The organism is Paenibacillus sp. LRG-1, assembly GCF_057220305.1.
Map to the genome: position 1 here is coordinate 4,404,504 of NZ_CM170126.1, position 24,272 is coordinate 4,428,775.

Here is a 24,272-nt window from a genome sequence, read left to right on the forward strand (position 1 = left end):
ATGTTACTCACACTTCACCATGAGTAAAGTCACATTCTCCCACACTTCTACCTTTCAGGGGTTGACAGCTTCCACAGGTTTCCATTAACATAGCAATTAACTTTAAGAAAAGGGGGCCGACAGACATGACCGAGCTTTATATGATAACGACAGACAGGCAGCACGATACAACCACATATTTGAGTTTTTGTCTCATCGGCCCCGTTCGGGCGACATGATGGGCGATATCACGCTGTCTGACGGCGTGATTAGCCAGGCTTTTTTATTTTCTTATGCTATTGGAAGAACAAGTTATTTTACGTATTTATGATGTGTTGATCATAAAATGTAATGACACTTTCGGTGCAGGAAGCCGTAGACGACAAGTCTGCGGTTTTTTTTGTTTTTTAAATCTTTTTATGCAAGTATTTATGAATTTACATGAAGAAGGGAACTCCCCATTTATATGAATATACAACATACAACCAACTCGTCCTTGCATGAAGGACCATACAGCCATCTGATGAAGCTTCCAGCAGGTGATCTAACCGTATATGCTTCTCAGCAACTTTTCTCCTCACTAGATTACAAGGTGTTCGAGATGGCTAATAACAATTTACAAATTCCAGGTATCCGCTATATGGGATACACACCAGATGTACATGTAGGCGTCGGAACCTGCATCGGTACGACTGCTGTATGGGGAATGGAGGACGGCTATGTATCTCCCTCCATCGTTGGCAGTGATATTGGCTGCGGCATGCGCGTACACCTGACCAATCTGCACAAGGATGCTTTGAAGGAAACCAAGCTACGCCGCAAGCTGGTCAAAACCATCGACAAATACTTGCCCATGGAAGCCCACCAGCGCGGGCATTATTCGGATATCCGACTGGAGCATATTGTACGCAAGGGTCTACACGGCTTACCCAACAAATATATTCCGGACAGCTACACTCCTAAGAAATCCACCTCACTCACCCATGTAGAGCACAGTAAGTTCTCCTTTGACGAGGAGGTGCTGAATCTTGTCGAAGACCGTACATGGCATCGGGCTCACCGACAGCTCGGCACACTGGGTGGAGGCAATCATTTCGTCGAAATTCAGGCGATTGAAATCGCGGAGGAAAACCGCGAAACAGCTGAAGCGTGGGGTATGTTCGACGGTCAGGTGGCTGTGATGATTCATTCTGGATCGCGGGCTTGGGGTGGAGCAGTCAGCCAGGCAAGTTCATCTGCTATTGCCAAGACGATGAGCCGTCTCGGACTCGGTACCTCCGATCCAAGACTGGTATTCGCACCGCTGGACCATCCCGAGGCTGCACATTATGTCGATATGATGTATTCGGCGCTAAATTATGCCGTGGTGAACCGACATCTCATCGCATACTCGGTGCGTGAAGCCTTCCGCGATGTCTTTGGTACAAAGTGCGAGTTGCGTACTTTATACGATCTAATGCACAATTATGCTTGGAAGGAATCCCATCCGGATCACGGCAGCGTGTTTGTGCATCGTAAAGGTGCTACGCGTGCTCTTCCAGCAGGACACCCCGACAATCCGCGGCCTTATCAGGCGACAGGGCATCCGGCCCTGATCCCCGGCTCTATGGGGACAGCCTCTTATATTATGGTAGGTTTACCGGGCGGTCAGGATAACTTCCACTCCATTTGTCATGGAGCAGGCCGTATTCGTTCGCGTTCTGCGACCAAACGACTCGTCAGTGTGGACGATTTTGCAGGGGCCCTGGGTGTAGGGACAGACGACGAAATTGTGGTCAATCAGGCATCACTGGAAAGCATTATCGACGAATCTCCGCAAGCCTACAAAAATGTAGATGATATTATCGAAAGTGTCACCGGGGCAGGACTCGCAGCAGTTGTAGCCAAATGCAAGCCGCTAGCCGCCCTGAAAGGAGCCAAATAATTTGAGTATAGACATCCCAGCTATTTACGAATTTGATGAACGTACAGATGGGCGCATTACCGGTTATGCCGCTTATGCCCGTCTGATCGACGGTATCAGTGAAGCACTCTATAACCGCTACGGCGTAAAATACGTGCTGTATGCCAGCGATGATCCCAATATTGAGTATTGGGATTTACTGGAGGAGGACATTCGTGCAGGCAGTCCCGATCTGGAGCATGTAGCACGGGTCTTCGATCGTCTGGAGGAACGCACCATCCAGTATGACGATGACGGGCCGACTCCTGAATATGGCGTGCATCTGTCGATGCGTAATAATGTATTCGCCTATCCCAAGTGGGGCATCGCGCTGGCGCGAGTTCCCTTTTTCCGTGAGAATGGCGTGTACAATGAAGATTACGTATTTGCGATAGGCGACCAAGAGCTGCAAGGCTTCCTCGCGGGAGTACGCGGTCGTGAACGTAAGCAGAATATGAAGCGTGTCACCGTTTTTACCGACACAAGCCGTGGACTTTCTCGGCAGGCAGAGCCGATAACCCGCGCAATTACGCGGGATGACGTGATTTTGAAAGCGGAAATAAAACGGGATATTTTCCGATCACTCGATCAGTTTTTTGAAGCGGATCGTACCTTCTATCAGACTTATAACATTCCTTACAAGCGTGGTATTCTGCTATACGGCCATCCGGGCAACGGTAAAACAACACTTGTAAAATCAATTGCCAGCAGTGTACCGGGTCCGGCAGCCTACTGGCAAATTACGGAGTATACAACCAGTGAATCGGTCAAAGAGGTGTTCGAGGCGGCTACTCGCCTGGCTCCGATGGTACTGGTTATTGAGGACATTGATTCCATGCCTCAGGAGGTGCGTTCTTTTTTCCTGAATACCCTCGACGGTGCTACATCCAAGGAGGGCATCTTCCTGATCGGAACGACCAATTATCCCGAAAAAATCGACCCAGGTCTGATGAACCGGGCAGGGCGTTTCGACCGGGCTTATGAAATCAGTTTGCCTGACGAAGCGCTGCGACTGGCGTATCTCAAGCTGCGCAACTTCCTTGTTTTTGCAGGGGAAACAGGTACACAGAAGGCGGCAGCCATGACTGACGGGTTTTCGCTGGCACAGCTCGGAGAACTGTATGTCAGCACTGCTCTGGAGTGGCATGAGCAGGGAAAAGCCGATATTGAACTGATTATCAAAGGTATGCGAGGCGAGCTCGATAAGAGCCGTAAGCAGGACTGGTTAAAAAATGTGGCCGAAGGACGAGTCGGGTTCTTCTGAGTTATCCTTTCATTGCCTTATCAAGAAATTTATGTTACGTTGATAAATAATAAAGTATCGAAAGGGTGACCTTAAGCCAATGATCTACTAATCCTATTCTACCGAAGAAAAAAATCGTAATCTTACGAATTTTCTGGATAGGATTAGTGTAGGCTTTGGGTATTAACGATAAGAGCATTGCTTCTTTGACGGGAGCAGTGTATCTTCTTGTTCGTATGCCTACCTCCTATCCAGAAACCAATGGATAAGGAGGTTTTTTGCATGAAAAGAATACTTGGAATTCTAATGATTAATATCTTCATCGTTATGGTGGGCGTTGGTTTAATTACCCCCATCCTGCCAGAACTGATCATTGAGTTTGGAGCCAGTGGACGGGCGATCGGTTTATTGGTAGCAGCCTATGGCATGACACAATTCCTGCTCTCTCCCCTGACTGGACAGCTGTCTGATCGATATGGGAGAAAGGCATTCATCGTCGTAGGTGTCATTGTTTTTGCTGTGGCTAAATTTATCTTTGCTATTGGAGATGAGCTGTGGATGCTGTATACCTCAAGACTTCTGGAAGGAATGGCAGCAGCCCTGATTGTTCCACCCATGATGGCATATGTAGCGGATATTACAACAACCGAAGAACGCGCCAAAGGAAATAGCCTGCTAGCCGCAGCCATGTCATTCGGATTTGTTATTGGACCTGGACTGGGTGGTCTTCTTGCAGGATATGGAACGAGAGTGCCGCTTTACGCAGCGACAGGTGCTGCTATGGTTGCTGTTATTTTTTCAGTGTTTTGTTTGCCTGAAAGTTTATCGAAAGAGCAAATGAAAGCAGCACGGGCAAGAATGATTCAGAAAGAATCTATTTACAAACAATACGCGAGATCGTTGAAGTCAAAATATACGATGCTCTTTGTACTTGTCCTGGTGATGACCTTTGGACTCGCTAATTTTGAATCTGTTCTTGGTTTATATGTAACGAACCGCTTCCAATTCTCACCTCAAAATATTGCTGTCATTCTGACCGCAGGTGCTGTGATCGGAGTCGGTATGCAAGCATTAGTTGTTGCTAAAATAATCAATAAGTTTGGTGAACAAAGGGTGATCAAAGGATCGCTTCTTTTCACCTCAGTTGCTTATATTTTATTTCTCTTAGCCAAAAATTTTTGGAGTATCTTCCTTGTCACTTCCCTTATTTTCTTTGCCACAGCTATGCTTCGTCCAGCTCTTAATACACAATTATCGAAGATGGCCGGGAATGAGCAAGGATATGTAGCGGGTATGAATAATGCCTATATGAGTGTCGGGAATATTTTAGGCCCTACTCTTGCGGGATTTTTGTTTGATGCAAATCTGTTCGCTCCATTCATAGCAGGCTGTTGTATTCTGTTGATTACTTTTTTGCTTACATTAAAATTGAAATAAAAGAGGACAACTGATGAGCAAAAGGCAGCTACGGGTGCGAGGCTTATTTTTCAATGCCCGGCTGTAGCTGCCTTTTTATTCAGTCTAAACGCTTATTTTAATAAATACTGTAATTCCCTTTATTCCGCTTCCCCGCTCAGACGATTCAAAAACTGAATAGCCCGTGGACTGGTGGGCTGCTCCAGAACCTCATGCGGCGTACCCTGCTCAACGATTACACCCTGATCCATCAAAATCACATGGTCCGCGACCTCAGCTGCAAATTTCATTTCGTGGGTGACAATGACCATGGTCATCCCTTCGGCAGCCAGTTGCTTCATGACCTTAAGCACCTCGCCTACCAACTCGGGATCAAGCGCAGAGGTCGGCTCGTCGAACAATAGTACCTCAGGTTCGACCGCCATTGCCCGGGCAATACCGACCCGTTGCTGCTGTCCTCCCGATAACTGATGCGGATAAGATTCCGCTTTATCAGCCAACCCCACTTTTTTAAGCAACTCCAATGCACGTTTGCGCGCCTCATCCTTGCTCTTTTTCTGAACCGTGACTTGGCCCTCCATCACATTTTGTACTGCTGTCATATGCGGGAAGAGATTGTAGGCTTGAAATACCATCCCTGTCCGCTTGCGCAGCGCCAAAATGTTTTCTTGCCGGAGCTTCGTTCCTTTCGCAAAATTCAGTACAATATCCCCTACTTGGATCTCTCCTTGGTCAGGAATTTCCAGCAAATTCAAGCAGCGTAAAAGCGTTGTTTTACCAGAACCTGAAGGACCGATGATAACAAGCACTTTCCCCTTACCCAACGTCACGTCAACACCCTTAAGCACTTCCAGCGAGCCGAACGATTTGTGTATATTCCGAATTTGGATCACCGGTACAATCTCCTTTATCTGACGGAAAAACGGCCTAGTCGCTTCTCCAGGTAATTTTGCAGCACAGTCAAAATGGTGCTAAACAGTAGGTAAATAATCCCCGCCTCGGTATACACCAATAGCGGTTCGTATGTGGTAGCTACAATCTGGTTAGCCGTTCTGAACATTTCCACATAAGTGATGGTCGCAGCCAGTGAGGTATCCTTCACTAAGCTGATGAATGAATTAGCCAACGGAGGTACGGACACACGGGATGCTTGCGGAAGCACGATACGCCGCAATACTTGCCAGCGCGTCATACCCAGAGAGTATCCCGCCTCCCATTGGCCTTCCTGAATGGATATGATAGCCGCACGCATAATTTCAGAGCTATAAGCCCCTACGCTGAGGGTAAAGCCGATCACTGAAGCAATAAACGGGTCCAGTGTAATACCCACGGAAGGTAAACCATAGAAAATAATATACAATTGCACCAGCAAAGGAGTTCCTCGAATCACCCAGACATAGAAGCCGAAAATCAGCTTGAGTATTCTCCATTTGGACAGCCGGGCCAACGCTGTAATCAGCGCCAGCACGAGTCCCAGAGCAAAGGAGATAAGCGTGAGCGGAATCGTAAAAGAAACCCCTGCTTTTAGCAGAGGCAATAATGAATCGATAATGATTTGTATTTGACGATCATCCATTGTACAGACATCCTTTGAAAAGATAGGTTTGAGAAGATTCGGTTCGACTTGGCGAACGTTTGGTCTTCATTTATTATTTGGATACGTCAGCTCCAAAATATTTCTCGGAAATTTTCAGGTACGTACCATCAGCCTTCATATCAGCCAGCGCTTTGTTTACTTCCTTGATCAAATCTTCGCTGCCTTTATTGAATACAGCTGCGCTGTGTGAAGCATCTGGAGATTCGTCCACCTTTTTGATGGGTGCGTCAGGCTTTTGCTTTTTCAGATCGAGATAGGATAATCCATCATTGACGGTCGCATCCACCCGTTTGGAAGTGAGGAGGTCGATGGCTTGGTTGAATCCCTCTGTTGCCACAATTTCCGCACCGTTGCTTTTCGCGATTTGAGTCAGGTTACTGGTCAGGGACTGCCCAGCCTTTTTTCCTTTTAGATCAGCAAATTTCTGGATGTCTGTATTGTCTTCGCTTACGATCAGAACTGCCTTGGAGACAATGTACGGATCGGAAAAATCATATTTTTGCTTACGCTCATCTGTAATGGATACTTCATTAAAAACCGTGTCAAACCGCTTGGAGTTCAACCCTGCGAATATGCCATCCCATTGCGTCTCGATAAACTCCGGTTGCACCCCCAGGCGTTTACTCACTTCAGTCGCAATATCGACATCGAAGCCTGTCAGCTTACCAGCAGCATCATGGTAGGTAAACGGAGCATAGGTACCTTCCGTGCCAATTCTTAGCTTGCCGCTTGCTTTTACAGATTCAAGAGTAGCTGTAGCAGTAGTATCTGCTTTTCCATTATTAGATCCGTTATCTCCGGTAGATGCATTATTGGTACTGGCGCCTTTATCGTTGTTACCGCAGGCCGAAACCAGCAATGCCATCACGATGAGTACAATCGGCAAAAAACTAAATTTTTTCATGGTATCCACACTCTTTCCCTTTTTCTTGATAACCTAGCACGCGGCTGGTCATTGAATAGTACATCATTCATTTTCACGCGTCAATGCTTTTATCCAATAATCCCTATGCAAAAGGTAAGTTATATATCTTTGCAGCCTAAAGTTATTCTAGGTTGACTCTTTCATTGGCAGGCTATTCATTACAACTCCCCTCACAGCAACTTTTTTTCTGTACCCTTACGTTAGAGATTTCGTATAATAGGTTTTAATATGCAGTTAAATATTTACCGGAGTGTGATCATGGATACCCAAAATTCAACCTTATCCTCTACATCACCTGAAGGAAGTCACTCGGCCTGGGCTACCTTCACTTCACCTTTAAAACAATCCAAAGCGTTCACCTTGTTGTGGCTTGGACATTGGATCGCAATGTTGGGGAGCTCAGTCACCACAGTCATTTTGCCACTGGTTATCTATTCCCTAACAGGCTCGACTACTATCATGGGACTGGCGATGACTGTTTATATGCTGCCTAACGTACTTATTCTGCCTTTCGCAGGAATGATCGTGGACAGAATTGACCGAATTCGTCTCCTTCTGTTTACGAATATCGCCCGGTTTGGACTGATGTTCATTGCGGCGGTGCTGATGTTTACAGGCGGGATGAAATTGCCGGTTCTATTCGTTGGCCTAGCGTTGTACGGATTGATGGACGGTATCTTTAATCCTGCTTATTCTGCCTTACGCGCACAGGTGTTCACACCGGACATACGTAATGCAGCTAACGCGCTTAGTCAGATCAGTATACAAGCCGTCCGTCTACTTGGCCCTCCGTTAGGAGGCTTCATTGTATCTTTTTCCTCACCGGGTGTCGGCTTTGGACTGGATTCCATCGCTTATCTGATATCTTTTGCCTGTTTTTGGATGCTGAGCGCTCATTTGGCCTCCATCATCGGCAAAGGTCAGGTAGATCCAGAACAGCAAGATCAGGGTGGACAGCATTTTCTCAAGGATTTTATCGCAGGCTTTATCATTCTCAAAAGCCACCCCTGGCTATGGATTACGATTCTTGCCTTTTCCTTCATTAATATTTGTTATTCAGGCATTATCGCTGTACTCATTCCGTGGCTGTTCAAGGTTCATCATGGCTACAATCCAGTCGTATACGGCATTGCGATGGCAAGTAGCGGCATTGGCGCCATGCTAGGGGCCTTTGTGTATGGATCACGCAAACATTGGAAGCATCGCGGTCTGCTCGCATACTTAGGAGCTTTTGTCAGCGGCCTTGCTTTACTACTGTTGTCTGTAGTCACTTGGATGCCAGGACTGATTATGAGCATGATGCTCGAAGGATTTGGCATTATGATATTTGCGATTATCTGGGAGACAAGCCTTCAGGAATTAGTCCCAGCCGAGTCTTTTGGACGTGTAGCTAGTCTGGATCTAATGTTTTCCTTTGCCCTGCTCCCTGTCGGCTATCTGGCCGTAGGTGCTGTAGCGGATAAGCTTGGTGGTATGTTCACAATTGGCATGTTTGCAACCATCGGCATGTGTATCGTGCTTGGCGTTCTAAGTGTTCCTCATATCAGGCGTTTTCAATAGGAAAAATTCGTCACTTTTCCTCAAAAAAAGCTGCTCCCACAGGTTCATTTTCGAACCTTGCGGAAGCAGCTTCTTTCCATTTTTAGCCTTGTGCCCCATAGGGGCTAGTCTATTCAATAATTCGTAAAGTTACCCTCTACTCCGTCCAACGGAACGGAAGATCAAGCTTACAATCACGACCAGCACAATCGCACCAATTAATGCAGGAACGATGTAGAACGATCCGATTTCAGGACCCCAGTTTCCCAGAATCAAGCTACCCAACCATGCGCCGATAAAACCAGCGATGATGTTACCTATCACGCCACCCGGAACATCACGACCTGCAATAATTCCTGCCAACCAACCAATAATACCACCAACAATCAATGCCCATAACCAACTCATTTTGCGTCACCTCGTTTAAGTTTTTATCGTTGTGTTCTATTATTAACCACTCGAACTCCTTTTGAACACACAAAAGACGATTGGTTAATATTACCACATAACGGAACACTGATTTAGGGACTTGATACCATCTTACGTGCCTCTACGACTATTTATACCCCTTGTGTGAAAAGTGTGTCTCATATGCGTTTATCCTTGTATTCCTGCTTTTTTTGTGCCATCCTCACATTATGGCTTCATTAATGTCACTTCATGCATAAGTTACAAAAATAACAGATTTTAAGGAGTGACCCCAACTGGAGTGTCGAGTAGGATGTGCCGCGTGCTGTATTGCCATTACGATTTCTTCCCCTATTCCCGGCATGCCAGATGGAAAACCAGCTGGTGTTCCTTGCCCTCAGCTCACTTCCGATTACCGTTGCCGATTGTTTGGCAAACCCGAGCGCCCAGTTGTATGCAGTGGATTCCATGCTGATGAGGATACGTGTGGAAGCACTAATGAAAGAGCATTTGAACTGCTGAGAAAGCTGGAGGAGTCAACTTTACCGGGTAAAGCTTAAGGAGAAGTTCATTCTATATGAAGGAGAATTTTAATTATGAATGTTATTGAAAAAAGAATTGCCGAATTAAAGCAATATCGGCCCGATCTTACCGCCCCGAAGGATATCGATTTATTCTGGGCCAAAACATTGGAAGAAGTACACACCAAACCTGTACGTGCGTTCAAAGCTCCCGTAGAAACACCTTATCCTCATATCCTTGCCTACCGGGTTACTTTTGAGGGTGTCGATGATACGCCTCTGCATGCCTGGTATGTACGCCCCCGATTTGCCGGAGATCAAAAGCTGCCGTGTATCGTTCTGTTTCATGGCTATACAGGCGGAAAAGGCTATCCTGAAGATTATTCCTCTTGGCTCATGCTTGGCTTTGCTGTATTGGCAGTAGATGTACGTGGTCAGGGAGGAGAAACGGGAGACCGTCTGGGTGATCCTCACGGTACGGTTAAAGGCTGGGTAACGAAAGGAATATTGGACAAGGATACCTGCTACTACAAAACGATTACAACCGATGCCCTTAGAGCCGTAGATTGGGTAGCGGAGCAGTCGGATGTTGATTCGGCTAAAATCGCAATCAGTGGCGCCAGTCAGGGCGGCGGACTTTCATTAATGGTGGCTGCGCTCAGCGATAAAGCTGCCATTACGGTCGCGGATATCCCCAATATGTGTCATATGGATTTTGGTATGATGAATTCTACCAGTTCACTGACGGAAGCAGCTGAATTCGTCAACCGATTTCCGGAGCATTTGGAGCAGGTACTACATACATTAAGTTATTTTGATGTGATGAATCTTGCTCATCGCATTCGTACCCCGATCATGGTATCGGTAGGGTTCAAGGATACTGTGTGTATGCCAGAGACGATTTTCGCCGCTTATAACCGTATTGAATCACCGAAAACGATTGAAATTTATCCGTTTACCGGACATTGGGTTGAAGGCTTTCAAAGACGCAAAACGGCAGAATTTTTAGTTCAGCATTTTTCATAATTCCTCCGGTGCACAAAAAAAGAACACCACGCATCAAACTGCGTAATGTTCTTTTCTACTGTATCGGGGCCAGTTCCGCTTACGCTAGACAAACTCCTCGACACTTCACACTAAAAAATCTTCTAAGATTACGATGCAGCTCGCTGTTCTGCTGCCGAATCCCCTGTCCATTTTCGCACCCAAACAAAATCCATAATCATCAGACCAAACGGGATGAAGGAGGCAAACATAATAAAAAGAGGCCGCCGTATAGACCAGTGCAGTGCTGTTTTTCCATAGATTAAAGCAACGAGGAGCAACAAAAAGCTCACCCGGTATATGTTACCAATCACCATAACCGCCTGAGTCATGCCCGCAGCTTGCAGCGGCTGGTGGGTGAATAGTATCGCCAAATAAGCTATAGCTTGAAGCCAAAGCATGAGTCGGACACGCCCCAAAGGTGTTCTTAACACAAATTCAATCCCCTCTCCATAAGCAAGGATGTTCTCTCATCCTTTACACATCCTTTATTATAACGAAAAGGTCCCCAAACTCCAACCTATCCATTTTTGAATTTTGACCTAATGAGTTGTGTCTGATACAGTTGTGTAAGAGGTGATTATAAATGCTTAAACTGGGTATACTGGACCAGTCTCATATTCCTGAAGGCGGTACTGCTCAGGATGCATTATCCAATACAACAGATTTAGCGCGTGAAGCTGATCAACTGGGATATAGCCGTTATTGGGTATCCGAACATCATGCGTCCAAAACACTAGCGCACTCCAGCCCTGAGGTGCTGATTGCGCATTTGGCTGCTCACACATCACACATTCGTGTGGGTTCAGGCGGTATTATGCTGCCACACTACAGCGCGTATAAAGTCGCCGAAAACTTCCGCTTGCTGGAGGCACTCCATCCAGGACGCATCGACCTGGGAATAGGGCGTGCTCCCGGTAGTTTACCGCTGGCTACTCGTGCCCTGCAGGAAGGCAAGTACCAATCTGTCGAACAATATCCACAGCAGATTCTCGATTTAATCGACTACTTTCATGATTCGGTGCCTGACAATCATCGATTTGCCGGTCTTCATGCCTCCCCGATGATATCGACCGTCCCTGAATTATGGTTGCTCGGCTCCAGTGGAGAAAGCGCTAGATTGGCTGCGATGATGGGTGCCTCCTATGCCTTTGCCCAATTTTTTGGGACTCCAGGTGGTGTAGAAGCTACCGCACGTTACCACGAGCAATTCCAGCCTTCGATCCTGGGTGATAAGCCCCATTCCATGGCGGCAGTTACGGTGGCCTGCGCGGAAACCGAAGAGGAAGCTGAGCAGCTGGCGTCCAGTGCTAGTTTGTATTTCCTTTTGCTCATGCAAGGTAAAGAAATGAGTTCTCTTCCGTCAGTGAAAACAGCAATGTCCTATCCGTACACGGAGTTGGATCGTGAGCGGCTGCGTCAATCCGCAGCATGGCGTGTTGTTGGTACCCCTGAACAGTGTAAGGAACAGCTGCTAAGACTGGCTGAGCAGTATCGTACCGATGAGTTGCTGATCGTTTCATCCATACATGACTTTGATAAACGTGTTCAGTCCTACCGTCTGCTGGCCAAAGCTTTTGATTTGGTATAGACACAGTTGAACGGAGGCTGAGCTTCAGAAACATAAAAACCCCCGCCTGCCTATAATGGCAACAGCGGGGGTTTGTCGTATGAGAGGGGTTCATTGGAACCACCCACTCTGCACTATGGAAGTAATTCAAGCACCACAAAAGTCGAACATCGTCTGGTACTTTGGTAGTATATATACCGAAACTAAAGTGTTAGTCGTTACCTTCTAAAGTTCCAGTCCTCATATACCAAAGGCGCATATTCTATACTCCAAACCTGGGAAATCTTCCACCCAAAAGTCCCATATCTTTACTCGTTCCGATAAAGTTAGTAACGATTAAATTCTAAGGCTCTATCCCCCAAACCAGCTTACCCTGCTGATATACAGTGCCATGGTCCCAGTCTGCGAATGCTGTTTGGGTAGCACCATAGGAGTAATCGTTGGTCTCATCAAAATTGCTCCAATTTGCAGCATGAATCCGGGGTTGAATTTCTCCGCTTTCCCCTCCGGGCTGAATCGTTCCCGCTCCATCTGTGAAAGAGATCTCCATATATTTATCAGCCTTAGCCTTTGGATTCGGCAATGTTACAAATGTTGCTTTTACCTTTTCATTGCCAATCCTGGCCCAGTCTACAAAAAACTGCTGAGCTTGTTTGCTTTCATCTGTGTAATAGTAGCGAATTTTTAGATCACTCAACTTCACAGCTGTTTTCCCTGTATTTTTGATATTAAATTCAGGACGGATTGCGTTATCCTTGGCGTTCGTGTCACCGGTGCGATACTGAAGCACAATCCCTTGATCGTTACTGCCTGGTGTACTTCCTCCGTTACCGTTATCGCCGCCGTTGTTGCCACCACCGTTATTACCGCCAGTGTTGCCGCCATCTCCGCCGTTATTCCCACCGTTGTTTCCGCCTCCACCATTGTTGCTGGAGCCTTCCAGAATCGCCTGTTTTACGAATTTGCCGGAAGCGGACAATTGTGAATCAGGCCATCCGCCCTTACGGTCAGCACCAGGCAACAGCGCAGCAGAGGTCTCATTTTTATCTGCCAGCGACCAGTTAGCCCAACTGATTCCACGGCTTGCCAGAAAATCAGTCCATACTTTGGATTCATTCAGGAACGGACCACCGTTACCCGAAGCATCGCTTGTACCCCACTCGGTAGCAAATATGCCCACGCCTTTGTTCAGCGCATAATCGACCCGATCGCGCAAGTACTGTCCATGCGTACCCGCATAGAAATGTACGGTATACATTGTATTCTTGTCTGGAAGTGGATGGTCTGCTGCATCATGTACATCCTGACTCCATGTGCCTGTTCCTACAATAATAATATTGTCCGGGTCCTTAGCACGAATAACCTGAGATACCTCAGACGCATAAGGTCGGATTTGATTGTTCCAGTTCACATTCCCATTCGGCTCATTGGCAAGCTCATAGATTACATTAGGCAAATGGCCGTACTGAGTCGAAAATTCATTAAAGAAAGCTTTGGCTTCATTTTTATGAATGTTCGGATCGCCATCTGAGAGAATGTGCCAGTCAATAATGACGTACAAGCCCAGTTTCTGTGCTGCCTCAATCGCTTCCTTCACTTTATTTTTCAAAGAAGGATTGGCGATATAACCATCTTCTTCAGTGTACAGTGCAACCCGGAATACGGAAATGCCCCAATCGTCCCGTAGCCATTTCATAGAGTCCTGATTTACCAGATCCCCAAACCATTGGACGCCGTGAGAGCTAATACCTTTGAGTTGTACAGGTTTACCGTTTTTATCCACCAGTTTACCATTCTTTACTGAAAGTTGTCCGTAACGTTCCACAGGGGTCGTCCCAGCAGCCTCTGCTGTTTGCGTATTCCAGTTGAATCCGTTCGTTAACGTTAACAGTAATACTGCTGTTAGCATCACCGCTACTCTTTTTGCGATCCTTGGCAGGATCCATTGCCCATTCATCATTTACACATTCCTTCCTTTTTAAAAAGTAGATGAGACTTATCAGTACGTTGTTCTCCGCTCTTTTGCCCCCTCCTTCATACAACAAGAGGATCAGGTCCAAACATAGATGTCACTTACCTGTATATGGATGATACTACTATTATAGTTAGTTTCATGTTACATTTCGACTTTATGATAGAAAATGAACAGGAAGTCACGGTTTTGGGATGAGTTCTGCTTAGTTGGCTACTATGGAGTACTAAAGGGACAAAAGACTCATTTGCCAATTGAAAAATTTGGAGAATTTTAGTTGTTTAATAAAAAAAGACTGCTTCCCGATGCTTTAGCTCGGTATAGCAGTCTTATAGATGATCTTATATGTGATCGAATAATGTTACAAATATCGTCTTAACGTATGATCTCCCTATTACCCCTGAGCGGTTGCTTGAGGTTCTTTGGTCGTCTGATCTTCCTTCATATCGCCGCCATCCGTCGCTTGATCTGTCAGTACAGTCTCAGATGAGTTACCTATTACCTTGTCTATAAGTTGCAGCCAAGGTTCTTCACTACCTCCACAGCTCTCAATATCACCGAGCAGGGACTCTAGCGTGGTTCCTTCTTCTGGCAAATCAATAACTAAACTGTCTTCGTCAACTTGGATGGTGCAGCAGGTTTTCATTGTAAATCCCTCGCTTAATTCATATTTGAGCATGCAGTAAGCTAGCTCAGATGGGATGAACTCCCATGGATTCCGGGATAAGCCCTTTGAATCCGTCTGAAATTATAAACCTAATGCACATCAATTGCAATGAACAAACCTTGAATTTTTAAGAATTAGCGAGTGTTACAGAATGGATATCTAAATGAAGTGTTCGCGACAGTAATTTTGGATATATAGAGAATCATTTCAAACACTCAGCGAGCTCCGTAAATATCACCCCAAGCGCATAAGCCCCCGCATCTGGATAACCGAGGCTTCTCTCTCCGACCGTTCCGGCACGACCCATGCGCGCCACGATGTCTTCCGTCTTTTTGGCCCCTGATACAGCGGCTTGAGCACCACTTACAAAGGCTGCCTTCACATCAAAATCTAATTTTACGCTCTCCAACCAGCTATCCGCACATGGCACTAATGCATCTATAAGCGTTTTATCGCCAACGACGGCTCCTCTGCCGAAAGAACGTTCGCCTGTCGATTGTATGCCTTGCACCGCAGCCTGCATCATATCCGCGAATTCGGAAACGGTGAGTTCGGTTCGTTCGCCCGCAGATCGTGCCGCTGCGCGAAATGCTGAACCCCAGATCGGACCCGAAGCGCCACCGCAATATTCCATGATGACGAGCGAGCATGAATGAAGAAAGGCTCCCATCGTCAAAGAATCTTGATTCAGGATGTCTCTCCATTCCCGTTTCAGCTGACGAAATCCCTTAGCAACGCTCATGCCAAAGTCGCCGTCGCCTGCATGAGAGTCAAGATCGCAGAAAGGTACCTCATTCTTGATGATAACCTCGCTCATCTTATCGACTAAATAGATAAGATTGTTCAACGTAACTTTGTTGTTCTCAATAACCGCGAAGGCAGGGTCCGTTTCCACCTCAAAGGGTACTTGCCGCTTTTCGTCTGCTACAGTTGAAATATCCGTGAATACGACATGATCAACAGGTCCAGCCACCTTGAACGCAGGTGCGTTGCTTTCATGGGAAAGGAGCGTTTTCAGTTCGTTGTCCAGCTTCATGATGGAAACCGAGATGCCTGCCATATCGATACTCGTCATATAATTGTTGACAAAAGTGCGATCAATCTTAATCCCCTTCGCTGCTAGTTCGCGAGTGACCGAATGGTTGAAGAGGTACAGTTCTTGCAGAGGCGTACCGCCGAAACCATTGATCAACAGGGCGATTTCTCCGCTGAATCCAGTTTCAATCTGCATGTCTCGAAGGAGATCGGTTACCATTCTGCCTGCCAACGTATCCGCATCCGTCAGCTTCTCACGGCTGGTCCCAGGCTCGCCGTGAATGCCGACGCCGTACTCGATTTCATCATGCCCGAGCTCTAATGTTGGCGTGCCCTTCGCCGGCACGGTACACGAAGTCAATGCGAATCCGATACTGCGTACATTCGCAGCGGCTTTCTCGGCCACTGCTTTAACTTCCGCCAGACTCCGGCCCTCTTCCGCCGCTGCACCCGCGATCTTATGGACGAGTACCGTTCCCGCCACCCCGCGCCGTCCGACCGTATATAGGCTGTCTTCTACAGCGATGTCGTCTTCAACCTTTACATAGTCCACTTCCAGACCGTCTTCAGTGGCCAGATGGGCGCCGTTTCTAAAGTTCATAATATCGCCGCTGTAATTTTTAATAATCAGCAGCGCACCTTTTTTCCCGGTTGTCGCTCGGATGGCCTGATATACTTGAATTTGTGAGGGAGAGGCGAAGACATCACCGCAGACCGCGGCATCGAGCATCCCTTTTCCAACAAAGCCGGCGTGGGCGGGCTCATGACCACTGCCACCGCCGCTGATGAGCGTTACTTTCTCCGCGTTCAATTCCTTTTTTTTGAGCACTTTGTATTTTGGCAGAAATTCCAGCTCGGGATGCGCGAGCGCAATACCGCTGCACATCTCAAGGACCAAATTTTCCGCACGGTTGATGACCTTTTTCATGCTACTTTACCTCCGCTTTGTACTGGCTCCCGATACGGTCGGCCGCAGCGATTGCCGCTGCAACCTGCTCCACTGTGACCGGAAACGGCATGGAATGAATCGATTCCTCCAGAATGCAGGCCTTTACAGCTACTTCCATGAGTTCTTCCTGGCTGATATGATCGACGCCAATATCGGCCAAGCAGACCGGTAAACCGACGGCTAAACAGAAATCAAGTACCTGATGTAATTCTTCCGTCGGTGCGTTTTCGAGCACCAGCTGTGCGATCGTGCCGAATGCAACTTTCTCTCCATGATAATAATGATGCGTGCCTTCCAAAATCGTGAGTCCATCATGAATCGCATGGGCCGCCGCAAGTCCGCCGCTCTCGAATCCGAGGCCTGAGAGTAAAATATTAGTTTCAATGATATTTTCGAGTGCTTGCGTAACTTGGTTTTCATCACATGCCGCTTTTGCTTTGGTACCGTCTTTCAACAGCATTTCATAACATAGCGTTGCAAGTGCAATCGCCGCATTTGTACCTACTGCTGGCGCACACTGTCCTTCGCGTACTCCGTTAGGCAGTCCGGCATTGACCCTGGAGTAAGAACGGGAGGTCGCACGGGCTTCAAAGTAAGTCGACAGTGCATCACCCATGCCTGATACGAGAAATCGGGTTGGTGCATTAGAGATTACGGTGGTGTCGACTAATACGACATTCGGACTTTGCTTAAAATAGGCGTAATCGTCGAAAGCACCTTCCGGGGTGTAAAGAACGGCCGAGTGACTTGTCGGTGCATCCGTCGCAGCAATCGTCGGACAGATGATAAGCGCTTCCCCTTGGGCCACGCATTTCGCCGCGTCGATCGCTTTCCCACCGCCGAGACCTACGATACAATCGCATCCATTCGCAGTAGCAATTTCCTGAAGTCTAGACACTTCCTGTCTGGAACACTCACCCATAAAACCGCTTTCAATAAAGGTCACGTTATATTTATCCAAAGTGGAATCAAGCTTATCTTTTACCCGCGCCACATCGGCAGGATGCGCAATCAGTAAAGCGGATTTGCCGAAGGTGCTCACATAGTAACCCAAATTCAACAATTCGTTTTCACCTTGTACATATTTGCTTGGGCTGATAAAAGCTTTTCTCATCTATAATTCCTCCTTATGATTGTGTTGGCTTCGTTCTGATTAAAACTATAACCGAACCATGTAAACTTTACATTGGAGGAATCAAGGAATATATTATAATCTACAATCGTATTTTTTTGCACTGAAGATCACAAATTGTACTTTTTTGTTATCGCTTACAGGATAATTTACCATTAAGGGATGAGAATCTTGATACGTGAACATTTGAGCATCCAGAAAATCTTTGATTTGAAAAAGTGGGAGCAGTTGCAGGATTCATTAGCATCCGTTACCAAATTAGCCATTCTCACCGTCGATTATAAAGGGAATCCCGTAACTAGCCACAGCCAATGCCAATCGTTCTGCAAGAAGGTTCGCCAGGATGAGAGTCTCCTTCCCTACTGCCAAAAATGTGACTCTCGCGGTGGACTTGAAGCGGTGCGTTCCAACAAACCTTATATTTATCTCTGTCATTATGACATCGTCGACATCGCGGTACCGATCATTATTGACGATAAGTACATCGGCGCCGTCATGGCAGGTCAGGTCCGCTTAGCCGATCCTTCGAGCGCCTTACAGCTGGAGCAAATCCTCACGTCAAAAAATGAAAAACTGTACAGTTCCAAATGGGAGGAACTTAAGAACGACTACGCCGATCTGCCATCCATGACCTATCAGGAAATTCAGACGATCTCCAACATGTTATCCTTATTGTGTAATTATATTGTTGAAGAAGCCATGAACAAAAATCTTCTCGCAGAAATGTTCGAGAAGGCGTCGGCCACACAGTCCACTCTGCAGTTGTCCGAGATCCTTCCTGGCTACTCGCTGGAGCATATCGAAAGCCTTAAGAAAGAAATGAATAATTTCTTAGCAGATGCCTATCTGAATTCCTCAGGAGATGTGAATATTCCGTGCGGAAATCCCGTACTAAAACCCGCCTTTGAATATATTTTTCAGCACAAGGGTGAAACTTTTTCTCTCAAAGCCATGGCTGACTTGTGCCACATTAGCCCAAGCTATTTTAGTCGGCTGTTTGCCAAGGAAACGGGGGAGAACTTTTCCAGCTATCTTTCCCGCCTGAAGATTAAATGGGCGAAGCAATTGCTTGAAGCTACAGATATTCCTGTATCTCAGATCAGTAGCGAGCTCGGCTTCAATGAGCCAGGGTATTTCATTAAAATATTCAAAAAGTATGAAGGCACAACGCCCGCGGTGTACCGAAAGTATTACAAGGGATAAAATAAACGAAAAACAGATGATTCACGGGTCTAAGGTCACCATGATCATCTGTTCATGTAAATTAGTTCTGCTCAGCTACTTATGTCCTGGTGTGCTTCTCAAGCTGCAAGAGATGGTGATTTGCGCTCAATCACCATACCCTTTTTATCAGCAATTTTATGTTGGATTGTTTTTTTATCTTTACTGTAGTGTTTCTGACTGATCCTGAACGTTCGTTTCATTGTGCACGGATTCCGATTTTTTCTTGCGAAATAATTTGGCGAAAAACTTGCCTATTACACCAAACATACCTGCACAAGCAGCACCAATAAGTATGATAACCTTAATTCCTGCGCCCTTAAAAAAAGCAATGAGTAATGCCAACAAGCCTACCTTTTTAGCTACTGCCAAGCCTGCTCCTCCCAAAATCAATCCGGTCAGGCCGTATTCGGAAATTTTGTCCGTTGAAGCATTAAAATCCTCGTACCGCTCACCTGATTTGACTGTCAGCTTGGGTAATATGTTCTCATTCAAAAACTTCTTATCTGCGTCCAAATGCGCAGGATCGGACACTAATATTGCAGAGATATAACCCTGACGAGTGAGCAAGCGAACATTATAATTGATCAGCTTTTCCTTGTTCCCATCCTCCGCCAGCATAGACCAGGTTAGATTATGGGTCGCTTCATTATAAAAAGGCTCCACATCCCAACCCGTAACATACAGGCGATCACTTTCCGCTTTTTCCTTGTTACTCTCTTCCGTACCCTCTTTATAATTATCTAGAATGGCATCCGCATCGATGTCTTCTTTTTCATAGTAATCCCCATAAGTTTCCTCTGTAATTGTATGAAATGAGTCTTTAGCTCCATTAAGTCGATTAAAGCTATACTTTATCCCTCCAAATTCCCTTAAAAAGTTAGCCGCACAAGGGAAAAGTCGGTAAATTTAACCATATGTTTATTGTAAATCGTTAATGAAATCTAAAAAGGTCTGCTGTCCAGCTACTTGAGATTGAGCACAATTACTTCTACTATCGCCATTTCTTCTCCATGTAGTTGCTCTCCACTTTTATTTTGGGCATACAGAAAAAAAGCTTATTCCTTCATTGATTCATAACGGAATAAGCTTTAAAAGTTTATTAAAACTGAAGTTATTTGTTGCTTAGTTGACTTTGTTAAACACTTAGCTTTATTCCTCACTAATTACCTTTAGCTCTTTACTCTCACATAAATTATTCATAGCTTCATATATATTATTGCCAAATTTCCAAATATAATAATCGTCCATGATACCGTATACTTTCCCAGTCTTAGACATAAACATAGTTGCATTATCGTCATATGCCAATCCGATCACAACTAGCTCTTCTCCAATTATCGTTTCATGCCTGCTATAGTGTTTCCTTTCAATTCCTTCCCTTAAAAATTCAGGACCTATCTGAAAGTCATCTGATTCGTCACTAGGCACTGAATACTCTAGTCCTCCGAAATGTTCAAATGCCTCTTTAGCAGGATTAAATACTTCAAATCCTTTTTTTTCTAAAAAGTTTATTGTTGAGCTGATCTCTACTTTTCTTTCGGGATACCAACCAGCATCCTTTAAAATAACAATAGTTCTTTGTGAAAAAGTCATATGTTAACCTCACTCAGTTTATTTATCATTTAAATTACCATTATCAACCATAAAGTCCTTGAATGTTTCCTTGCATTTTTTAAGTATCTAGTGCTTAATAAATGTTATCTCCGAACTCATAAAATGAATATTCATTTTCCCTACATAAAACACTATAATTAGAAATAAATATTATTAATTTTGTACTATGCGCCTTGTCTAACTACAAGTTTTGTTTATACTGTATATTTACTGACAACTCTCGCAGCAACACTCTAAAAGCCTCAGTCTATGAAAGTATGCCTTTATCCATTTTCGCAACTTTCGCTACTAAATTGTAATCGATTATTTCTCTGCTACTTCTAGCTTTTGATACGGTTTGCAAAAAAAGACTTACCTCAACTCAAATTTCGAGTGGAGTAAGTCTGTGGCTAAGTTATTAGCTTTTATTAATCGTATTAATTCAGTATATTCTACTTTCGTGGTAGTACGTAGGCTATTTTATATTTGATCTACAGTACTATAAATTAATCCTCAGGAAATAAATTAGGGAATTTATCTTGGTCTAGATATTCCTTGTTAAAATAAACTTCTAACATTTCATAAAAATCGAAACCTATAAAAACAATATACATAAATTCATATGAACCAGCAAAATAAAATTTATCTGAGTCTGAAATATAAATATCGAGTGTACTTCTAGGAAAGAAACCTAAAGGTGTCAACTTATTTCTTCAAATTCTTTTAACTCTTCGAATTCTTTTAACTCTTCGAATGTTACCTCGCCTTCACTTGGATCAAGTATTAAAGATGTATAATAATTCGAGCCTTTGGATGGTAATTTCAAATTTATACCTCCAAATTCCCCCAATATATTTAATGCTAAGGGATTTGGCGTAATATTGTACTTTTGATACATGTCCTTATAAAGTGATATATCAATTTTCCTTCCTTCATACCAACCATTTTCCTTGAAGTAATTTTTAATCTTTTCGCTCTTAAACATGTTTCCCTCCATTATTTATTTTTCCCCTATTTATTTTTCCCCAAAATACAATTCAAATAAATCATCCATAGTGCCTTCAAACGGCACTATTCTTGATCTTGGTTCATACAACTCTCCACAATTATCGCAAGGCGGTTTAAATTTATATAGGCTTTCTACACCTTTCTTACCTGAAACCTTATTAGAAAATGTTGAAATATGCAAATCCTCTAGATTTGATCCCTTTACCATCAGATGATTGGCTGTATTAAACTCAGCGCAGTTCTTATCTATCTTACGTAGTAGGTTAGCACAGGAATTTCTTTCCTCAGCCTTTCTGCCCCGATTTCCCACTAAATCTAATATCATTGCTGCCTATTCTTCTATCAAGAGCAACAACTGAACAATCGAATTTATTTCCATTGCTTTCTTTAGAGCCTTACTTTGAATCTATATGAACTTTGACAAGATTTTTTTAGCAAGCTCATTCGCTTCTCCTTGCAAAATTTATAATTTATGACCTTGTATAAGTCTTCTGCACATCCGTCTGTGCGCGTGGTCCTGTGCATATCATTAACGTGTGGAACCGATGGAACAGAAGCCCCGTTTGCCATTTAAATTACTGACCAAATTTACTATCAGCCTACTCCTGTATATATTGTTGCAGTTTTATTTAATAAACTGCAACAAAGCGAACATAACAAAAAACAGGCCAATCATGGTTGTATCTGACCATATGACCTGTCCAACGTAACGCTATAGCGTAAAATAGGGTATACTTTTTTTCAGCTTTTCTGTGCGTATATCTAAATTCGTGATTAATTGGGTTATGTTGTAAACAACATAAGGTTAAGCGGTTCATTGAGCACCGAATAACCTTTTCTCGTGCTGCCAAAGTCTTTCATAGATGACTGATCTTTATTATTCTATTTCTTCCGGTTTCCTAGATAAACAAAGAGTGTCTAGCGCCTCCAAAATGTTATCTCCGAACTTAAATAATGAATACCCGTTTTTTCCAAAGACCTTCCCTGATTTCGAGATAAACATTATTAAATTCCCACGGTATGCCTCTCCAACTACAACAAGTGGCTCTTTCACTCGCGCCTCAAATTCCTCAAAGTCTTCTTTTTCATAGTAATCCCCAACAGCTTCTTCAGGGCTAAAATGAAAGGTTTCCAAACTTCCATCCGGATGCTTAAATTTATATTCAACTCCACCAAATAGACTTAATGCTTCAATAACTGGATTAAATACTTGATACCCCATTGCCTCTAAAAATTTTACTGTCTCGGTTAAATCAACCTTATTATTTGGATTCCATCCTGCTTGTAGCAGTATTTCTCTCGTTTCATCTGATAAGTTCCACATAAGCAGCCTCCTATTTATTCAAAAATACTATTCATGAAAGTCATTAATAAAATCGAAAAATGTCTTCTGACAGTTTCTACATGGCGGTTTGTAGTAGCTTTTGTCTGCTAGCATCACCAGTCCCATCAACCTTTTTGGCCGCACTCTCTTCCATTTCCTTCATGACCTTGTTGTAATTCTTCTGCATATCCGTCTGTGGAAGTGGTCTGCTGTCCATCTTATTAACGTGCGGAACTGGCGCTCCGTTGGCTGTGGCCAACTTCCCGGGGCTGAGGCCGTCTCCCATTTTACTCAGTTGCTCATTGAACTTCTGACCCAGTTTACTGCCGGTCTGCTCCAGTTTGGTTACAGCTTTGCCAAAGCCTGCCCCGACTGCATCTACACCTTTGCTAATCCATTGCGGTGTAACTTTGCTGCCTACTTTTTCAGCGAATCCGCCAATGGCCTTGCCTACTTTGGAATCCAGTACGCCCACGGTGACAAAGCCCAGTCCTGCGTCTTTTGCTACTGAGCCCCAGTTGATCTTTTCACCACTTAGCACCTGACTCGCAAGATTTTCCGCGGCATTTGTTACACCGCCGATCGCTGCTTTTCTTAGCAACGTTCCTCCTACACCGAGTGGACCAAAGATCGCTCCAGACACTGCCCCGATTCCCGCTTCTTTTAAGCCGGTCAGGGCATAGTCACTAAAGTCGCTCACTTCCCCTCGGGCGATATCCGATGCCGCTAAACTCGCTACGCCCAAGCCGCCCGCCAGTAGCGCTCCTCCAGCTACCGCCGCAATGACCACCGTACCCGCTCCAAGCGTCGCTACCGTAATGGTTGCTACCACGTCCACGGCTGCCAGCCAAGCCTCTCAAAATATTCATCCCCAGCTTGCCCCAATTAAACGGCTCAGGGGGTGGCTCGCCTTCCTTCGGTTCATCATCAAACGGCGGGTATGCAGTTCGGTCGCTTCCGTCCGCCCAGACATTTCTTCCCAGCACATGGTATTCGTTTTCTACCGAAAGCCCCGTGCTTCCTCCCGTCTGGTACGCCCTGAGCGTTGCAATTCTGCTGCTTGTTTACGCAACTCCCTGGCTTGCTGACAGTAACCACGAATTCCCTCCATAATTTGCTCGTATGCTGCTCGTGCCTGAGTAGTCAGTCCTACCTGTTTAACTTCTTGTTCACGTTTTGCCATT

Annotated in this window: 23 protein-coding genes and 1 pseudogene; 8 read left to right on the forward strand and 16 right to left on the reverse strand. The window is 45.1% G+C overall.

Going from position 1 to position 24,272, the window contains the following annotated elements:
* Positions 1 to 445 precede the first annotated feature (445 nt).
* From ACUUJN_RS19425 to ACUUJN_RS19435, 3 genes are all read left to right on the forward strand, one after another.
* The gene (locus ACUUJN_RS19425) at positions 446 to 1,903 is read left to right on the forward strand and encodes an RtcB family protein (protein WP_076157571.1); all 1,458 of its coding nucleotides are present in this window, start codon (positions 446 to 448) and stop codon (positions 1,901 to 1,903) included.
* Between the two features lies 1 nt (position 1,904).
* Positions 1,905 to 3,185 carry an AAA family ATPase gene (locus ACUUJN_RS19430; protein ID WP_023989822.1) on the forward strand — a complete coding sequence of 427 codons (1,281 nt, stop codon included), beginning with the start codon at positions 1,905 to 1,907 and terminating at the stop codon, positions 3,183 to 3,185.
* 261 nt (positions 3,186 to 3,446) lie between these two features.
* A complete protein-coding gene (locus tag ACUUJN_RS19435) occupies positions 3,447 to 4,601 on the forward strand; it encodes an MFS transporter (RefSeq protein WP_071558391.1) in 1,155 nt (384 codons plus the stop codon).
* 119 nt (positions 4,602 to 4,720) lie between these two features.
* Here the strand turns inward: ACUUJN_RS19435 and ACUUJN_RS19440 are convergent, their stop codons facing one another.
* The 3 genes from ACUUJN_RS19440 to ACUUJN_RS19450 all read right to left on the reverse strand — a co-directional run bounded on the left by ACUUJN_RS19440 (position 4,721) and on the right by ACUUJN_RS19450 (position 7,081).
* Positions 4,721 to 5,473, reverse strand: coding sequence for an amino acid ABC transporter ATP-binding protein (locus ACUUJN_RS19440; RefSeq protein ID WP_028542489.1), 753 nt, complete (start codon positions 5,471 to 5,473; stop codon positions 4,721 to 4,723).
* 14 nt (positions 5,474 to 5,487) lie between these two features.
* Positions 5,488 to 6,156, reverse strand: coding sequence for an amino acid ABC transporter permease (locus ACUUJN_RS19445; RefSeq protein ID WP_028542488.1), 669 nt, complete (start codon positions 6,154 to 6,156; stop codon positions 5,488 to 5,490).
* Between the two features lie 73 nt (positions 6,157 to 6,229).
* The gene (locus tag ACUUJN_RS19450; protein ID WP_023989826.1) at positions 6,230 to 7,081 is read right to left on the reverse strand and encodes an amino acid ABC transporter substrate-binding protein; all 852 of its coding nucleotides are present in this window, start codon (positions 7,079 to 7,081) and stop codon (positions 6,230 to 6,232) included.
* A gap of 279 nt (positions 7,082 to 7,360) precedes the next feature.
* Between ACUUJN_RS19450 and ACUUJN_RS19455 the strand changes: the two genes are divergently transcribed.
* Positions 7,361 to 8,662, forward strand: coding sequence for an MFS transporter (locus ACUUJN_RS19455; protein WP_053325926.1), 1,302 nt, complete (start codon positions 7,361 to 7,363; stop codon positions 8,660 to 8,662).
* A 129-nt stretch (positions 8,663 to 8,791) separates the two neighbouring features.
* Here ACUUJN_RS19455 and ACUUJN_RS19460 read toward each other — a convergent pair whose 3' ends face one another.
* Positions 8,792 to 9,049: a GlsB/YeaQ/YmgE family stress response membrane protein gene (locus tag ACUUJN_RS19460; RefSeq protein ID WP_023989828.1), complete on the reverse strand. Its 258-nt coding sequence runs from the start codon at positions 9,047 to 9,049 to the stop codon at positions 8,792 to 8,794.
* Positions 9,050 to 9,345: 296 nt separating this feature from the next.
* Here ACUUJN_RS19460 and ACUUJN_RS19465 point away from each other — a divergent pair, with 296 nt between their 5' ends.
* Both ACUUJN_RS19465 and ACUUJN_RS19470 read left to right on the forward strand, forming a co-directional pair.
* A complete protein-coding gene (locus ACUUJN_RS19465) occupies positions 9,346 to 9,609 on the forward strand; it encodes a YkgJ family cysteine cluster protein (RefSeq protein ID WP_341057763.1) in 264 nt (87 codons plus the stop codon).
* A gap of 36 nt (positions 9,610 to 9,645) precedes the next feature.
* Positions 9,646 to 10,596 (forward strand): acetylxylan esterase, encoded by a 951-nt coding sequence (locus ACUUJN_RS19470; protein WP_053325927.1) that lies wholly within the window; start codon positions 9,646 to 9,648, stop codon positions 10,594 to 10,596.
* Between the two features lie 128 nt (positions 10,597 to 10,724).
* Here the strand turns inward: ACUUJN_RS19470 and ACUUJN_RS19475 are convergent, their stop codons facing one another.
* Positions 10,725 to 11,048, reverse strand: a complete 324-nt coding sequence (locus ACUUJN_RS19475; protein WP_053325928.1) for a DUF3817 domain-containing protein — start codon at positions 11,046 to 11,048, stop codon at positions 10,725 to 10,727.
* A gap of 152 nt (positions 11,049 to 11,200) precedes the next feature.
* Here ACUUJN_RS19475 and ACUUJN_RS19480 point away from each other — a divergent pair, with 152 nt between their 5' ends.
* Positions 11,201 to 12,205: an LLM class flavin-dependent oxidoreductase gene (locus tag ACUUJN_RS19480; protein WP_484668834.1), complete on the forward strand. Its 1,005-nt coding sequence runs from the start codon at positions 11,201 to 11,203 to the stop codon at positions 12,203 to 12,205.
* Between the two features lie 322 nt (positions 12,206 to 12,527).
* Here ACUUJN_RS19480 and ACUUJN_RS19485 read toward each other — a convergent pair whose 3' ends face one another.
* The 4 genes from ACUUJN_RS19485 to ACUUJN_RS19500 form a co-directional block, all read right to left on the reverse strand.
* Complete coding sequence (locus tag ACUUJN_RS19485; RefSeq protein ID WP_023989832.1) at positions 12,528 to 14,144, reverse strand: cellulase family glycosylhydrolase; 1,617 nt, start codon at positions 14,142 to 14,144, stop codon at positions 12,528 to 12,530.
* A gap of 406 nt (positions 14,145 to 14,550) precedes the next feature.
* Positions 14,551 to 14,802 (reverse strand): hypothetical protein, encoded by a 252-nt coding sequence (locus ACUUJN_RS19490; protein WP_025723818.1) that lies wholly within the window; start codon positions 14,800 to 14,802, stop codon positions 14,551 to 14,553.
* A 223-nt stretch (positions 14,803 to 15,025) separates the two neighbouring features.
* Positions 15,026 to 16,786 (reverse strand): dihydroxyacetone kinase subunit DhaK, encoded by a 1,761-nt coding sequence (gene dhaK, locus ACUUJN_RS19495; RefSeq protein ID WP_076295849.1) that lies wholly within the window; start codon positions 16,784 to 16,786, stop codon positions 15,026 to 15,028.
* A 1-nt stretch (position 16,787) separates the two neighbouring features.
* Entirely contained in the window at positions 16,788 to 17,921 is a 1,134-nt protein-coding gene (locus ACUUJN_RS19500; RefSeq protein ID WP_484668835.1) for a glycerol dehydrogenase, read from the reverse strand.
* A 189-nt stretch (positions 17,922 to 18,110) separates the two neighbouring features.
* Between ACUUJN_RS19500 and ACUUJN_RS19505 the strand changes: the two genes are divergently transcribed.
* Complete coding sequence (locus ACUUJN_RS19505; RefSeq protein WP_209943305.1) at positions 18,111 to 19,142, forward strand: PocR ligand-binding domain-containing protein; 1,032 nt, start codon at positions 18,111 to 18,113, stop codon at positions 19,140 to 19,142.
* 180 nt (positions 19,143 to 19,322) lie between these two features.
* Here the strand turns inward: ACUUJN_RS19505 and ACUUJN_RS19510 are convergent.
* From ACUUJN_RS19510 to ACUUJN_RS19540, 7 genes and pseudogenes are all read right to left on the reverse strand, one after another.
* Positions 19,323 to 19,937, reverse strand: a pseudogene (locus ACUUJN_RS19510) (DUF2167 domain-containing protein); the annotation flags it as partial.
* Positions 19,938 to 20,312: 375 nt separating this feature from the next.
* Positions 20,313 to 20,756: an SUKH-3 domain-containing protein gene (locus ACUUJN_RS19515; protein ID WP_484668836.1), complete on the reverse strand. Its 444-nt coding sequence runs from the start codon at positions 20,754 to 20,756 to the stop codon at positions 20,313 to 20,315.
* Positions 20,757 to 21,456: 700 nt separating this feature from the next.
* Positions 21,457 to 21,741: an SUKH-3 domain-containing protein gene (locus ACUUJN_RS19520; RefSeq protein WP_484668837.1), complete on the reverse strand. Its 285-nt coding sequence runs from the start codon at positions 21,739 to 21,741 to the stop codon at positions 21,457 to 21,459.
* 30 nt (positions 21,742 to 21,771) lie between these two features.
* A complete protein-coding gene (locus ACUUJN_RS19525) occupies positions 21,772 to 22,089 on the reverse strand; it encodes a hypothetical protein (RefSeq protein ID WP_484668838.1) in 318 nt (105 codons plus the stop codon).
* A gap of 552 nt (positions 22,090 to 22,641) precedes the next feature.
* A complete protein-coding gene (locus ACUUJN_RS19530; protein WP_484668839.1) occupies positions 22,642 to 23,088 on the reverse strand; it encodes an SUKH-3 domain-containing protein in 447 nt (148 codons plus the stop codon).
* A 76-nt stretch (positions 23,089 to 23,164) separates the two neighbouring features.
* Complete coding sequence (locus tag ACUUJN_RS19535) at positions 23,165 to 23,926, reverse strand: hypothetical protein (protein WP_484668840.1); 762 nt, start codon at positions 23,924 to 23,926, stop codon at positions 23,165 to 23,167.
* Between the two features lie 162 nt (positions 23,927 to 24,088).
* Positions 24,089 to 24,271, reverse strand: coding sequence for a hypothetical protein (locus ACUUJN_RS19540; protein WP_484668841.1), 183 nt, complete (start codon positions 24,269 to 24,271; stop codon positions 24,089 to 24,091).
* Position 24,272 lies beyond the last annotated feature (1 nt).